Raw genomic sequence first — 14,261 nt, 5'->3', positions numbered from 1 at the left:
TAGAAATGCCAGATAAAGAAAATAAATTAATTGCCGATATATTAGAGGTTTTCAGAAGTAACCCTGATCGTCGGTTCAGATCGGAACAGATCGAAGATATTTTAAGAATGCATGGAGCTTCTGCTTTTAAACGAGTAGTCAAGTCGCTTGCAGTCTTAGAAGGTGAAAGTAAGATTACTTTGACCAACAAAGATGAATTCAAGATGGCTTCACCAGAAACTGTCGTTGAAGGTACATTCAAGGGGAATGATAAAGGCTTTGGCTTTGTCCGCTATGACGAAGTTGACCCTGATGCTTTCATTGCTAAAACAAATACGATGTTTGCCGTGGATGGGGATACCGTTAAAGTTAAGATCACCAAACCATCTAATCCTTGGATCGATAAAGGACCTGAAGGTGAAATCGTCGAAATAGAAGAACGCGCTTTAACAAAGGTTGTTGGTGAATTCCATGCCTATAGTTATGTTCAAGTGAAGAAGACAGGCCACTACGGTTATGTTCAAAGCCATGAAAAAAAGATTGCTTCATACATGGTCTTTATTTCTGATAGAGGTCTTCACCCACAAATTGGAGATATGGTACAAGTTTCTATCGATGAATATCCTAATGCTAAACATCCTCAAAGTATGGATGGTACAGCCCTAGAAATTATCGGTAATAAAAATGATCCCGGAGTCGATATCATGTCGATCGTCGTTGATAATGACATTAATCCGGAATTTCCAAATGAGGTTTTAAAAGAGGCTGAAAAGATTCCTGACCATGTTTTAGACTCTGACCGAGTTGGTCGTAAGGACTTAACTGAGAATATGGTCATCACTATCGATGGCGACGATTCAAAGGACTTTGATGATGCGGTCGGCTTAGATATTTTGCCAAATGGAAATTATCATTTGGAAGTCGACATTGCAGATGTTACGCATTATGTCAAAGAAGGTTCACCATTAGATGAAGAAGCCTATGCTCGTGGGACAAGTACTTATTTGGTTGACCGAGTAATTCCAATGTTGCCATTTAGATTGTCCAATGGAATTTGTTCTTTGAATCCTGGCGAAGACCGATTGGCTTTGACTTGTGAAATGGAAATCGATAAGAACGGGGATGTCGTTAAACACGAAATTTACCCTAGTGTAATCAGATCTAAGTATCGGATGACTTACAACAACGTCAACGAAATCCTTAAAGGCGACGATCTCTTATCAGAAGAATATGCGCCAGTTGTACCAATGTTGAAACAGATGGCTGAATTACATGAGATTCTTTTCAACAAACGTCATGAGCGTGGAGCAATCGACTTTGAGGAAACTGAAGCCCGGATTATCGTTGATGATAATGGTAAGCCAATCGATATCAAGCTGAGAGAACGTGGAACATCTGAAAAAATGATCGAATCATTCATGCTTGCGGCTAATGAAACAGTTGCTGAACACTATAATGTTAAACATGTGCCATTCTTATATCGTGTCCATGAAAAGCCTGATGAAGAAAAAGTTAAAAACTTCTTTGAATTTGCAGCTGCTATGGGTGTTCAAGTTAAAGGTAATTTGAAAGAAATCACACCTAAGATGTTCCAAAATGTGTTATCAAGCGTTGTTGATACACCAGAGGAACAAGTTGTGACAATTATGTTACTAAGAAGTTTACAACAAGCAAGATATTCTGATGAACCACTAGGTCACTTTGGTTTAGCAGCTAAGTACTATACTCACTTTACTTCACCAATCAGACGTTATCCTGATTTAACAGTCCACCGTATGATCCATAGCTATGCTGAACATGGCTTTACAGATGATGAACAAGCTAAGTGGTCTAACAAACTTCAAGAGATCGCTGAACACACGTCTAGTCGTGAAAGAATTTCTATTAACGCTGAACGTGCAGTCGACGACTTGAAGAAGACTGAATATATGGCAGACCAAGTTGGCAATACTTTCGATGCAGTTGTTAGTTCAGTTACAAGTTTTGGAATGTTCATTCAATTAGATAATACGGTTGAAGGTTTGATTCATATTTCCAACATGAAAGATGACTTTTATGAATATGATGAGAAGAGTATGTCCATGCACGGACGTGGTACTGGGAAGACCTTTAAGGTTGGTCAGCCAATTCAGGTTAAATTGATCAGGGCAGATGTTGAACATCGTCAAATCGACTTTGAACGTGTTCTGACACCAGAAGAGCAAGAACAAGCTGACAAACGTGAAGCAGAATTTAAGAAGAAGCGTTCGATGCAACATGGACGTGGACGTGGAGGTCATGGTCGCCACAATAATGATAAGGGTCATGGAGATAATAATAACCATAAGAGACGTGGTAAATACGAAAGACGGTGATTCTTTTGAAGAAACATCATACAAAAGCTGCGAATGAAGTAGCTAATAATCGTAAAGCTCGTCATGATTACAATATTTTAGAGACGTATGAGGCGGGAATTTCTTTAACGGGAACTGAAATCAAGTCGGTTCGTGCAAGTAAAATGAATATTAAAGATGGGTTCGTCCAAGCTAGAAATGGTGAACTTTGGTTGGAAAATGTTAATATCAGTATTTACGATCAAGGGAACCAATTCAATCACGATCCATTACGTAATCGAAAGTTACTTTTGCACAAGAAAGAGATTCGTAAGATCACTTCAAGTATTCAAGAAAAAGGTATTACGGTAGTACCTTTAAAAGTGTATTTAAAGCACGGTTTTGCTAAAGTATTGATAGGCGTAGCTGAAGGTAAAAAGCAATACGATAAACGTGAAACAATTAAAAAGCGCGATCAAGAGCGAGAGATCAGACGTGTTATCAAAAACGCGTACTAATTTCAAGCGATGATCGCTTTTTTTGTGTCTAAATTGTGACAAATAAAGCAGCAAGTTGATTTTTCAAATGAACCAATATGATAAGATAAGGATAGTTTGTTATAGTGGGGGATTCGTATGAAAAAAATTTGGGCTACCTTGCTGTTGCTCCTGGGATTAGGACTGGTTATCCAGTCGACTTCTAGTGAAGTTCAGGCATCAAGGGATTATCAGATTCAAAAGTATGATATTGTCGCTAACGTCAAGAAGAATGGTGATATTGAGATGACGCAACGGCTGAACTATCAGTTTGATGGCGACTTTCATGGAGTCTACTACAATCAAAGCTTGAAAAGGATCAAAGGTATTTCACAACCAAAGGTTTTTATTCAAGAGAATGGGCAAAAATTTGCTATCAAAGACTCTAACAGCGGCCAAAATAATACGGTTAAAGTAACGAAAACGAAGAATAATTTAGGGATGAAAGTCTACCACGAGATTTCTTCTTCCGAGGCTACTTTTATTTATCAATATACTTTAAAAGGGTTAGTGACAAATTATAATGATACAGCTGTGTTGAATTGGCGTGTTATCAATCCGTGGGAAGTAACCGTCAAACATATCAAGGTAACTATCAATTTACCGCAAAAAAATATTCCTCAACTTCAAGTATGGAGTCACGGAACCTTACAAGGATACAATCATGTCGATCGTCAAAATGGTCGGGTAATCATAACAGTTCCAAGATTGTTGGATGATAATTTTGTTGAAACTAGAATGCTTTTCCCAACTTCAGTCACAAGCACCAATCAAAATATTGTGGCTAAAAATATGAAAAGTAAGGTTCGCAATGAAGAAAAGCAATTGGCACAAGAGACGAATCAAAAGCGTCAGAACCAAGAAATTATTTATCGCTCATTGATGGTTTTGGGCTTCTTGGTCATTCTAATTATTTATGGATATAAGTTTATCATGTTGAAAAAAGAACCAGCTAATAAACATAATATCCCTACGCCTTTGTATCATAGTTTTGATGCTCCAGCGTTTTTGCCAAGTTTTAGCAAAGTGATTCTGGAACGATCGGATGAAGCTGACGCACAAGGTTTAACAGCTGATTTAATGAACGAAGTAGGTCAGCGCCGAATGAAGATTGAAAAAGTCGGTAAGACGTACGAAATAACTGCCGTAGTACCACCGACTGAGGACTTCTTTAAATATTTGATCAATGATATTGGTGATGGCACCAAGGTTACGCTCAAGCAAATAAAAAAAGAGGGCCGTGATTATGATGGTGAAAGCCGTTTTAAAGATCACTACAGTGCTTGGGCAAAAGAAGCTGCTAAAGATCGCCAACAATATCTTGATGTGCATAATATTGATATTGCTAAAGGTTTTCAATTAGCTGCTCTTACGACAACAGTCCTTGTTTTCATTATGTTTGTGATAAGTATGCTCTTCAATAAGCCAGTTCTAATGCCGGCTTTAATTGCATTGATTGTTGCAGCAATTGCTTGGGGAATTAATTGGTGGATGCATAAAAAAATCACCCCCTATACTGATGAGGGTGAGGTTGCTGTCAATCAAATTAGAGCTTTCAAACGAATGCTTGAAGATATCGACGATATCAAGATGGCAGAAGTGGGTGATATTATTTTATGGGAACAATTCATACCATTTGCAGTAGCCTTTGGTATTTCCGATAAAGTGATCAAAGCGTTGAAACTCAATTTTTCGCCTGAGCAAATTGATCAATCGGTGGCTTTGGTAAATTATATCGGACTTAGCCATGCTTTTGGTTCAAACAGTAGTCCGTTCCAATCCGCCTTTATGGGAGCGCTAGGTTCGACTGGTGCAGCCAATGTTTCTGGTGGTTCAGGAGGTTTTTCTGGTGGATCATCAGGAGGCTTTGGTGGTGGTTCTGGTGGAGCCTTTTAAAATTTAATTGTACATAAATGAGAGCGGAGGAATTGGGTTTAGTTTTCGAGCATTGATAAAAATAGAGCGGTAACTCGATTTTGAGTTACCGCTCTATTTTGCTTAAGCGGAAGAAATTATACTGTTGTTCCGCATTTATGTTGCAATATTAAAGATCAAACTATTAATTTGATAATTTCCAGATTATGCTTGACGACGTTTGAAAATAACTGTTCCTAATAAAACAATTAATCCTAAGACGCTGACAAACAAGTTAATTTGGTCGCCTGTTTGTGGCAACTTGTTAGAATTATTGTTACCAGAAGCTGTGTTTTGGCCTGTGGTTGAACCACCATTATTGCCAGAACCAGGATTTTCTGGATTGACAATTAAGCCACCTTCGTTATCTTCATTTTCATCAGTGTCAGGATCAGTAGTGTTACCTTCACCTTCACCTTCGTTATCATCATTTTCATCAGTGTCGGGATCGGTGGTATTACCTTCGTTACCACCGCCTTCACCTTTTGTTCTTGGATCAGAGGTCTCCAAAGTTCCCACTCCGATTTTGTCACCGTCATCAATTATTTCAAATGGAATCTTCTCAGGATTTAAATCAAAACCATCGGGAGCTTTTGTCTCTAGAAAATAATATTTACCAGGTTCTAAGCCGTCGATAGTCAAGATACCATCCTTACCAGTGACAGCTTTAGTAATGAAAGTACCATCTTCTTTGTATAAACTGTATTCGGCACCAGGGACACCAGTCGTCATATCAGCACGGTCAAACTTTTGTAGATCGACTGAATAAGTATCATCAAAACCTGTTTCATTTTCATTTTCAACTGAAATCATGGCTGGTGTGAGATTGTCTTTAGTTATGCTAAAATTAATCTCTTTTTGAGTAATTAAGTAACCAGCAGGAGCTTTAGTTTCTACGAGTGTATAGTCACCAATAGGTAAGTTATACAGATGACCAATACCTAGGCTATCAGTCGTTATTTTACCAACAACATTGCCAGCACTATCTTTGACCTCAAATTCAGCTCCAGATAAGCGATAGCCAGTCTCAGCATCCAGCTTCATAATAACAATTGAACCTTCTTCACTTCCAGCGGGTTCATCTTTAGCAGTTACATTAACTGTAGTTGAAGTTGAACCCGTGATCGTGAAGGGTACTTCATTGCCATTCACTTGATAACCGTCAGGTGCAGTTACTTCTTTAAAATAATAATTACCCTTGGCTAAATCTGTAACCGTTAATTGACCATTTTCATCGGTTGTTAAACCAGTTTTGATTGGTTCGTCGCTGCCGACTTTGTAAAGATCATAAACTGCACCAGCTAATAAAGTCGCATCGTTATCAGCACTTTGCTTAGTCAATGTGACAGAGCCAAGGATTTCGTTACCGTTACCGCTTCCCGAGTTGGTATTGCTGGTAACACTTCCGTCAGCCGAGCCTTGATTGTTATTAGATCCATTGCCAGATCCACCGTCTGACCATGTAAAGTCGGCATGGTTTTTGAATTTAAATCCAGCCATATTTTCAGGATCATTAATTCTTGTTTGGAAAGTTACCGCATAGAATTGATTGTCCTTTGGTAAATTACTGATTTCAAAACCATTGGTTGCTTCGTTCAATTGGTAACCACTGATAGGACCCTTCTTTTTATAGTAACCAGTCTTATCAGTCCAATATGCCTCGTATACATTAACAGTTCCAGGCACATAAGTCTGACCTGAAGTAGTTGAGTCAATGCGGTCGCTAATAGTTAAGTTTTTAAATTCTTGACTATTACGGTTGGCGAGGATGGTCCAAGTAACAATAGCATTACCATTCTCGTCGGTTCCGATAACACCCTTTTTTGAAAAGTCGCTATCAGAAGTGGTGACAGTCATATTGGCATGCTTGTCACCAATTTGAACATCGTTTTTACCAACGACCGCATCTTTACCAACACCGATACCGGATGCAATATTGATACTTCCGGTAAAGTCTTGCTTATTCTCAACATTTTCGTTGAAAGTAACAGTGATAGTATTGTCTGCATTTAAGACTGCATTACCAATCACATTACCGTCATTATCAATCAGTTCAATATTCTCTCCAGGTGACTTAACCTTCAAAGTAGTTGGCAAGTCGATTGTCCAAGTGTCGCCAGCTTGCAAATCTTTACCAGTTGCATCCCAATCGATGGTCAGGTTAACTTCGCTAGCAGTACCGTGATTCTTGTCCTTAATCGAAATACCACTCAGTAAATCATTCGTACCATAATTAGTTGCAGCCTTTGCAGTTGCTTGGCTGCTACTTATTAAAACGATGAAACTAAAGACCGCAAGGAGTGTAACTAGCAGATTGCGAAATCTTTTCCCCATAATAATTTCCCCTTTCTTCATTTGATACATCCCAATTATATGATGAATAATATTTATAAGAAAGGGAAATATTTATATTTTTATAATTTATTATTTCTAACTATATGTGTAGATTTATCAACTGTTTAAGCTTTGAAAACACTACCATATATTGTGAATTTTTGGAAAGCTATACAATATATGGACAAGAAGTGATATTATTATGAATGTTGTTTTTTTTACAAATAGAGATCGAATTGATATATGGAGGAGAATAATGATGATCGTATTGAGCGGCGCAATCGGAGCCGGTAAAAGTTCATTGGCAGCATTATTATCAGAACATTTAGGAACTGAGGCATTCTACGAACAAGTAGATGATAATCCTGTTTTGCCACTATTTTATAAGGACCCTAAGAAGTATGCTTTCTTGCTACAGATTTACTTCTTGAACAAACGTTTTGAATCAATTAAGAAAGCTATGGTGCAAGATAATAACGTCTTGGATCGTTCAATTTACGAAGATTCACTGTTCTTCCACATGAACGCTGATATGGGCCGTGCTACACCTCAAGAAGTAAAAGTTTACGATGAATTGCTTGATAATATGATGCAAGAACTACCATATGCTGCCGCAAAGAAAGCTCCAGACTTGTTAGTTCATTTAGACATTTCTTATGATACGATGATTCACCGCATCGAAAAACGTGGTCGTTCATATGAGCAACCAGAACAAGATCCCACTTTACCAGAATATTATCATCAACTATTGAGCCGTTATGATGGCTGGTATGACGATTATGATTACAGTCCTAAGATGAAGATCGATGGCGACAAGTATGATTTCGTTGAAAATGCTGATGACCGTCAAAAAGTGCTTGATTTAATTGATGAACAATTACGTGTTAGAGGAACTTTATAAGCGTTAATTACGAAAGATCGGCTAAGGCTGATCTTTTTTTAATTCTTGCTAGTCATAAAAAAGTACGATAATCTATTAAAGGCAGTTTGCACTGGTTAACCTGCTATAAATTAAAACAGTGGAGGGTTTTACTTTGAGTAACTTAAAAACTAGGGATATTACCAAATTAGCATTGATTGCAGCGTTATATGTTGCTGTGACGATTGCTCCGGGGATATCTGCACTTTCATATGGATCAATTCAGTTTCGGGTTTCCGAGATTTTGATGTTGTTGCCATTTTTCAATCATAAATACAGTTGGTCGTTGATCATCGGTTGTCTGATTTCCAATCTATTCAGCGCTCAACTGGGGATGTACGATATAGTTCTAGGTACGTTAGCGACAGCTATTGCCTGCTTGATCATTACTAGAATACCTGCTAAGAATAAGTTCTTGTGGACGGTTCCCGTTATCTGTGCCGTGGTCAACGGTATAATTGTCGGAGCCGAGTTACATTATGTGCTGAAATTACCTTTCTGGCTCAACTTTGTAACGGTCGGTTTGGGTGAGTTAGCTGTAGTAGCACTCGGAGCTGTAATTTTTTATTTCTTAATGGAAAATAAGGCTTTTAGTAGATTAGTTAGATAGAAACAGTGGATGAAGGGAGAGGTTCCTTCATTTTTTTGTTATAATCTACTTTATAAAGGTTAAAATTGATAGAATTCCTTTTTGTTGATATATTTTTGGAATTGAAAGTCAAAAAGTCAACTAAATAAGTTGGTTTGGAACAAGCCATAGTTAATAGTTTCAATCGTTGCTAAAAATTCGTTAATTTAATGAATAGTTCACACAGTATTGTGAGGAGATGTGTTTTTTATGAATGTCGGAATTTTTACCGATACATACTTCCCTCAAGTTAGTGGGGTAGCTACATCGATCCAGACGTTGAAAAACGACTTAGAGCGTAAGGGACATTCGGTTTATATTTTTACAACCACTGATCCCAATGTGCCAAAGAATACGATCGAGCCTAATATTTTTCGTTTAGCCAGTGTGCCTTTTATCTCATTTACTGATCGAAGGATTGCTATTCGAGGGATGTTTCATGCGGTCGATTTAGCTAAAGAACTTAAACTAGATATTATTCATACACAAACTGAGTTCTCACTTGGTATGATTGGAAAATTTGTTGCTAAACAGTTAAAAATTCCTTTCGTTCACACATATCACACAATGTATGAAGATTATTTGCATTATGTTTTGAATGGTCATTTGCTCAAGCCTTATCACGTTAAACAAATGACCCGGATCTTTTTAAAGAATGCTTCTGGAGTTATCGCTCCGAGTGTGCAAGTTAAAGAGACAATGGATCGTTATAAGATTAAAGCTCCAATCTCTATCATACCTACTGGGGTGGATCTGTCAGAGTATACTAAGCCCGTTAACACGTCGGAATTACGAGAGAAGCTTGGTCTTCAAGAGGACACTCCCGTTATCTTGATGCTGAGCCGAATTGCGTTAGAGAAGAAAATCGACCATATGTTGAAGTCAATGCCAGCATTATTGAAATATAATCCTAAGATCATGTTGGTAATCGTTGGCGATGGGCCTGATATGGATGAGTTAGTTCAAATGACTCAAGATCTAGGAATCAGCGATAATGTCATCTTCACTGGTGAAGTTGAGCATGACAAGATCTCACCTTATTACCATATGGCTAATATTTTTGTCTCCTCGAGTGATACCGAGTCGCAAGGGTTGACTTATATCGAAGCAATTGCTTCAGGTACGAAGATCATAGTTCGTAGTGCGCCTTATACGGATGCATTATTGACTGATCCGTCGGTTGGTGTAACATTCAATGAAGACAATCAGTTGGTACCAAAAATCAAGACTTATCTTGACCATCCAAGTTCCTTTGACGATCGAGAAGCTCGCCACAAGGTCTTGTACGGTATTTCGTCCGATGGTTTTGGGAACTCAGTGCTTGACTTTTACAGTCGAGCTGAAGACTACTTCGTCAAGGAAAAGCTTTCAGACCTATCAATCGATCCAGAGGAGTATTCGAATGATTAAAATTAATATGTTTTCATCTGCCGATAAAGTGGCTGGACAAGGTGTCGGCAGTGCCTATAAAGAATTGATCGGATTGTTGAAGGATCATTTTAGTGATGAGTTCGATGTCAAAATCAATGATTATCACGCAAGTGATCTAAGTCATTATCATACAATCGATCCGCAATTTTATTTATCGACTTTTTCTAAAAAGCGTGGTCGTAAGATCGGTTACGTTCACTTCTTGCCGGAAACTTTAGAAGGCAGTATCAAATTGCCTGAACCAGCTAAGAGTGTTTTCTACAAATACGTGATCAGCTTTTACAAACGTATGGATCAAATTGTAGTGGTTAATCCCACTTTCATCGATAAATTAGTCGCTCACGGATTGGATCGAAAGAAGATCAAATATATTCCTAATTTCGTTTCGACCGAGAATTTCTACGAGAAGACTGCCGAAGAGAAAGCTGATTTTCGTAAAAAAATGGGTATTCCAGCTGATAAATTCGTTGTTTTCGGCGACGGTCAAGTTCAAGAGCGTAAGGGTGTCGATGATTTTTACAAACTGGCACAGACTAACCCCGATATTATGTTTATCTGGGCCGGTGGCTTTTCATTTGGAAAAATCACCGATGGTTACGACCGTTACAAGGATATGATCGATAATGCTCCTAGTAATATGAAATTCACAGGTATAGTTGATAGAAATGATTTAGTAAACTACTATAATATTTGTGATTTATTCTTGTTACCTTCATATGATGAACTTTTTCCAATGTCAGTTTTAGAAGCATTCAGTTGTGGAGCACCAGTTTTGTTGCGTGATTTGGAACTTTATCGTGCAATCATTGACGGTTACTATCAAAAAGCTGATGGATTTGCTGATATGAACGCTTTCATCAATAAGGCCAATCAAGATCGAAGCATACTAGATGATTTCAAGCTCAAGTCTAAAGAAGCCGCAAATCAGTATTCGGAAGAAAATTTGAGTAAAATCTGGTATGATTTTTACACGAGTCAATATAATATTGCTAAACGGGATAAATAATGAGTAGAAAACAAATTGCAGCACTTTTTGTAATGTTGGGCTTAGGAGTTGGAATTTTCTGGTGGGAAGCTAGAAAAATCAATTTCAATTCTTTAGTTTCAACTTTTCGGAGTTTGAATTACTTTTGGCTCGCGGTGGCTTTCTTATCGATTTTGCTATCGTATGGGGTGGAAGCTTTAGTTTTACATACATTATTAAAGAAGAAAGAAGATCGTAAGTTTGGTTGGTGGGAAATGTATCGAATCCCCTTGATCCAAGCTTTGTTTAACGCAATAACGCCGTTTTCATCTGGCGGACAACCTGCCCAATTGGTTGGATTAATGCAATCCAAGATCGATGGTGGACGGGCTAGTTCAGTGCTGTTAATGAAATTCGTCATTTACCAAGCTATGGTTTTGGTCAATTTCATCATCGCTATGCTGGTTAGTTTCAACAGTGTGGCCAAACACTTTTCTGGCTTGGCAACCTTGATTGTTTTCGGTATGGTGATCCACGTTGTGACGATTTCCTTTTTGTTAATGATCATGTATTACTATGACTTTACAAAAAAAATGGTACAAATTGTTTTGAAACCGATTTTATTTTTCCTTAAAGAGGAAAAGCGTGATAGAATCTTACAGTCGGCTACAAATTATATTGATAGTTTCTATCAAGAAAGTTTGGTATTGAAGCGCGAAAAGAAGAAAGTCTTCAAAGCTTCATTATTAACTATTTTGCAACTATTTCTGTATTACTTTGTAGTTTACTTTGTTTTACTAGCATTGAATTGTGACCACGTTAATGTCGTTGACGTCTTAGTCATGCATATTATGATCGTCATGATCGTGTCAATCTTCCCAATTCCTGGTGGATCAGGTGGAGCCGAATTCAGTTTTAAGACACTCTTTGCTGGGTTCATTCCTTCAGCCTCAGGCTTAATCTTGGGTATGTTTTTATGGAGATTTATTACGTATTATTTGGGGATGTTCTTAGGGATTATTGCTGTTTCAAAAAAACCAAAAATTGAACAACAAATTGCTAATAAATCTATGGAGCGAAAATAATGAAGCGTATTACTAAAGGTATTTCCAATTTTTTAAATACTAGGCTAGGTTTTGTCGTCCTAGCGGTACTTTTATACACCATTAAGACCATTTATGCGTATGAAACCAAATTCAATTTGGGCGTTAAAGGTTCGATTCAAACATTCTTGATGATCATTAATCCAATTCCGGTAATGCTACTATTATTTGGGATTGCGTTATATATGAAGGGAAGAAAGTCTTATATCTTCCTTTTGGTCATTGATTTCTTAGACACTGTCTGGTTGTTCTCGAATATTTTATATTATCGAGAATTTTCCGACTTTTTGACTATGGTATTGATCAAAGGATCAGGCTCTGTTTCTAACAACTTAGGTAAGAGTATCCTAGGTATTGTGAAACCAACTGACTTTTTAGTCTTTATCGATGTTATTATTTTGATATTATTATTGGCTTTCCATGTTATTAAGATGGATATCAGACGCTTAAACTGGAAAATACCAGTCTTAGTCAGTTCCTTAGCGGTATTATTGTTTGGTGCTAACTTAACTTTAGCTGAAAGTGACCGTTCCCAATTATTGACTAGAACTTTTGACAATAACTATATCGTTAAGTATTTAGGACTCAACGTCTTCAATGTTTATGATCTGGTTAAGACGACGCAGACGAATGCTGTTAAGTCACAAGCTAAGAGTTCAGATATCAATTCGATCGAGAAATATATGAAAGACAATTATGTTCAACCTAATGTTGAATATACTGGTGTCGCAAAAGGCAAGAATGTCTTTATCATTCACTTGGAAAGTTTGCAGCAGTTCATGATCGACTATAAGTGGGATGGACAGGAAGTAACTCCTAACTTGAACAAGATTTATCATGAAGATGATACTTTAAGTTTTGATAATTTCTTTAATCAAGTTGGACAAGGTAAGACAGCTGATGCTGAGTTGATGCTTGAAAACTCACTCTTTGGTTTACCAGAAGGATCAGCGATGGTTACTGACGGTACTACGAATACTTTCCAAGCAGCTCCGGCTATTTTGGATCAAGAAGCAGGCTACACGTCAGCTTCATTCCACGGGGATGTTCCAAGTTTCTGGAATCGTGATAATGCTTATAAGTCATGGGGCTATGATTATTTCTTTAGTTCCAATTACTATAAGGAAAAGAAGAGTTATAACGTTGGCTATGGTATGAAAGATAAGATCTTCTTGAAAGATTCGGCACAATATATCGAGCAATTGCCACAACCTTTCTATGCTAAGCTGATTACCGTAACGAACCACTATCCATATACTTTGGATAAACAAAACCAAAGTATTTCTAAAACTGATACTGGTGATAAGACCGTCGACGGATACGTTCAAACTGCTCATTACTTGGATCAATCGATCGGTGAGTTTATGGCCTGGTTGAAAGAGACTGGTCTTGATAAGAATAGTATGATCGTTCTCTATGGTGATCACTATGGTATTTCGAATAACCATAAGAAGGCTATGGCTAAACTGACTGGAATTAAGAATTTCAATGAGTTTAACGACGCACAGTATCAAAGAGTTCCTTTCATGATTCATATGGATGGACTAAAGGGTGGAATCAACCATACTTATGGTGGTGAAATTGATGTTCTACCAACTATCTTGAATCTCTTGGGAATTAGTAATAAGAATATGATTCAATTCGGTAGTGACTTACTATCGAGCGAACATTCGCAAGTCGTGGCATTTAGAAATGGTAACTTTGTTTCGCCAACCGTCACAAAAGTCGGTGGAACTTATTACAATACCAAGACTGGTAAGGTCGATAAGAAGATTTCTAAGACCGAAAAAGCTAAACTATCTAATCGAGTAACTACGGAACTGTCGCTGTCTGATCGAGTAATTAATGGGGATCTGTTGCGATTCCATAAGTTACCTGGCTTTACGACGGTTGATAAGAAAGACTACTCATATAAGAAGAGTACGGCTCTGAAGGCTCTTAAAGCAGCACAGAAGAAGAACGGGACGAGTCTATTGGCACAAAATGATAACAAGTCAATGGTTGATCTCTATCAAACAGATGCGCCAGAATTAAGTTCTGACAATTAACTATAGACACTAGAGGTGTGATTTTGCCTCTAGTGTTTTTTTGTTGTTTTAAAAGCTTTGAGAGGGTAATATGGTATAAAAATTTGTTGATTG

The 14,261-nt window shown here is 37.6% G+C and carries 10 protein-coding genes; 9 read left to right on the top strand and 1 reads right to left on the bottom strand.

The features are described 5' to 3' along the window. The first annotated feature begins 5 nt into the window (after nucleotides 1–5). From rnr to ACG72T_RS05065, 3 genes are all read left to right on the top strand, one after another. Nucleotides 6–2,333 carry a ribonuclease R gene (rnr, locus tag ACG72T_RS05075; protein WP_395265057.1) on the top strand — a complete coding sequence of 776 codons (2,328 nt, stop codon included), beginning with the start codon at nucleotides 6–8 and terminating at the stop codon, nucleotides 2,331–2,333. Nucleotides 2,334–2,338: 5 nt separating this feature from the next. After that, complete coding sequence (gene smpB, locus ACG72T_RS05070) at nucleotides 2,339–2,809, top strand: SsrA-binding protein SmpB (protein ID WP_395265056.1); 471 nt, start codon at nucleotides 2,339–2,341, stop codon at nucleotides 2,807–2,809. A gap of 117 nt (nucleotides 2,810–2,926) precedes the next feature. Next, nucleotides 2,927–4,723, top strand: a complete 1,797-nt coding sequence (locus tag ACG72T_RS05065) for a DUF2207 family protein (RefSeq protein ID WP_395265055.1) — start codon at nucleotides 2,927–2,929, stop codon at nucleotides 4,721–4,723. A gap of 183 nt (nucleotides 4,724–4,906) precedes the next feature. On the opposite strand, the gene ACG72T_RS05060 is transcribed toward ACG72T_RS05065, so the two are convergent. Then, nucleotides 4,907–7,075, bottom strand: a complete 2,169-nt coding sequence (locus ACG72T_RS05060; RefSeq protein WP_395265054.1) for a SpaA isopeptide-forming pilin-related protein — start codon at nucleotides 7,073–7,075, stop codon at nucleotides 4,907–4,909. Nucleotides 7,076–7,334: 259 nt separating this feature from the next. Here ACG72T_RS05060 and ACG72T_RS05055 point away from each other — a divergent pair, with 259 nt between their 5' ends. The 6 genes from ACG72T_RS05055 to ACG72T_RS05030 all read left to right on the top strand — a co-directional run bounded on the left by ACG72T_RS05055 (nucleotide 7,335) and on the right by ACG72T_RS05030 (nucleotide 14,168). Continuing rightward, nucleotides 7,335–7,976 carry a deoxynucleoside kinase gene (locus ACG72T_RS05055; RefSeq protein WP_395265240.1) on the top strand — a complete coding sequence of 214 codons (642 nt, stop codon included), beginning with the start codon at nucleotides 7,335–7,337 and terminating at the stop codon, nucleotides 7,974–7,976. Between the two features lie 133 nt (nucleotides 7,977–8,109). Further along, nucleotides 8,110–8,604 carry a QueT transporter family protein gene (locus ACG72T_RS05050; protein WP_395265053.1) on the top strand — a complete coding sequence of 165 codons (495 nt, stop codon included), beginning with the start codon at nucleotides 8,110–8,112 and terminating at the stop codon, nucleotides 8,602–8,604. A gap of 228 nt (nucleotides 8,605–8,832) precedes the next feature. Continuing rightward, nucleotides 8,833–10,032, top strand: a complete 1,200-nt coding sequence (locus tag ACG72T_RS05045) for a glycosyltransferase family 4 protein (RefSeq protein WP_395265052.1) — start codon at nucleotides 8,833–8,835, stop codon at nucleotides 10,030–10,032. Then, nucleotides 10,025–11,059, top strand: a complete 1,035-nt coding sequence (locus tag ACG72T_RS05040) for a glycosyltransferase family 4 protein (RefSeq protein ID WP_395265051.1) — start codon at nucleotides 10,025–10,027, stop codon at nucleotides 11,057–11,059. The genes ACG72T_RS05045 and ACG72T_RS05040 overlap by 8 nt, the downstream gene beginning before the upstream one ends. Then, nucleotides 11,059–12,102, top strand: a complete 1,044-nt coding sequence (locus ACG72T_RS05035) for a YbhN family protein (RefSeq protein WP_395265050.1) — start codon at nucleotides 11,059–11,061, stop codon at nucleotides 12,100–12,102. The genes ACG72T_RS05040 and ACG72T_RS05035 overlap by 1 nt, the downstream gene beginning before the upstream one ends. Next, entirely contained in the window at nucleotides 12,102–14,168 is a 2,067-nt protein-coding gene (locus ACG72T_RS05030; protein WP_395265049.1) for an LTA synthase family protein, read from the top strand. Before ACG72T_RS05035 ends, ACG72T_RS05030 begins: the two co-directional genes overlap by 1 nt. Nucleotides 14,169–14,261 lie beyond the last annotated feature (93 nt).

Origin of the sequence: Companilactobacillus sp. FL22-1, assembly GCF_043951805.1 — a bacterium.
Lineage (GTDB): Bacteria > Bacillota > Bacilli > Lactobacillales > Lactobacillaceae > Companilactobacillus.
This window is presented reverse-complemented; position numbering and strand designations above follow the sequence as displayed.

Bases quoted from the DNA above. Each gene is read 5' to 3' on its own strand.
- ACG72T_RS05060 (WP_395265054.1), bottom strand. From the start codon at position 7,075: ATGGGGAAAAGATTTCGCAATCTGCTAGTTACACTCCTTGCGGTCTTT.
- ACG72T_RS05035 (WP_395265050.1), top strand. From the start codon at position 11,059: ATGAGTAGAAAACAAATTGCAGCACTTTTTGTAATGTTGGGCTTAGGA.
- ACG72T_RS05045 (WP_395265052.1), top strand. From the start codon at position 8,833: ATGAATGTCGGAATTTTTACCGATACATACTTCCCTCAAGTTAGTGGG.
- ACG72T_RS05040 (WP_395265051.1), top strand. From the start codon at position 10,025: ATGATTAAAATTAATATGTTTTCATCTGCCGATAAAGTGGCTGGACAA.
- ACG72T_RS05030 (WP_395265049.1), top strand. From the start codon at position 12,102: ATGAAGCGTATTACTAAAGGTATTTCCAATTTTTTAAATACTAGGCTA.
- rnr (WP_395265057.1), top strand. From the start codon at position 6: ATGCCAGATAAAGAAAATAAATTAATTGCCGATATATTAGAGGTTTTC.
- ACG72T_RS05055 (WP_395265240.1), top strand. From the start codon at position 7,335: ATGATCGTATTGAGCGGCGCAATCGGAGCCGGTAAAAGTTCATTGGCA.
- ACG72T_RS05065 (WP_395265055.1), top strand. From the start codon at position 2,927: ATGAAAAAAATTTGGGCTACCTTGCTGTTGCTCCTGGGATTAGGACTG.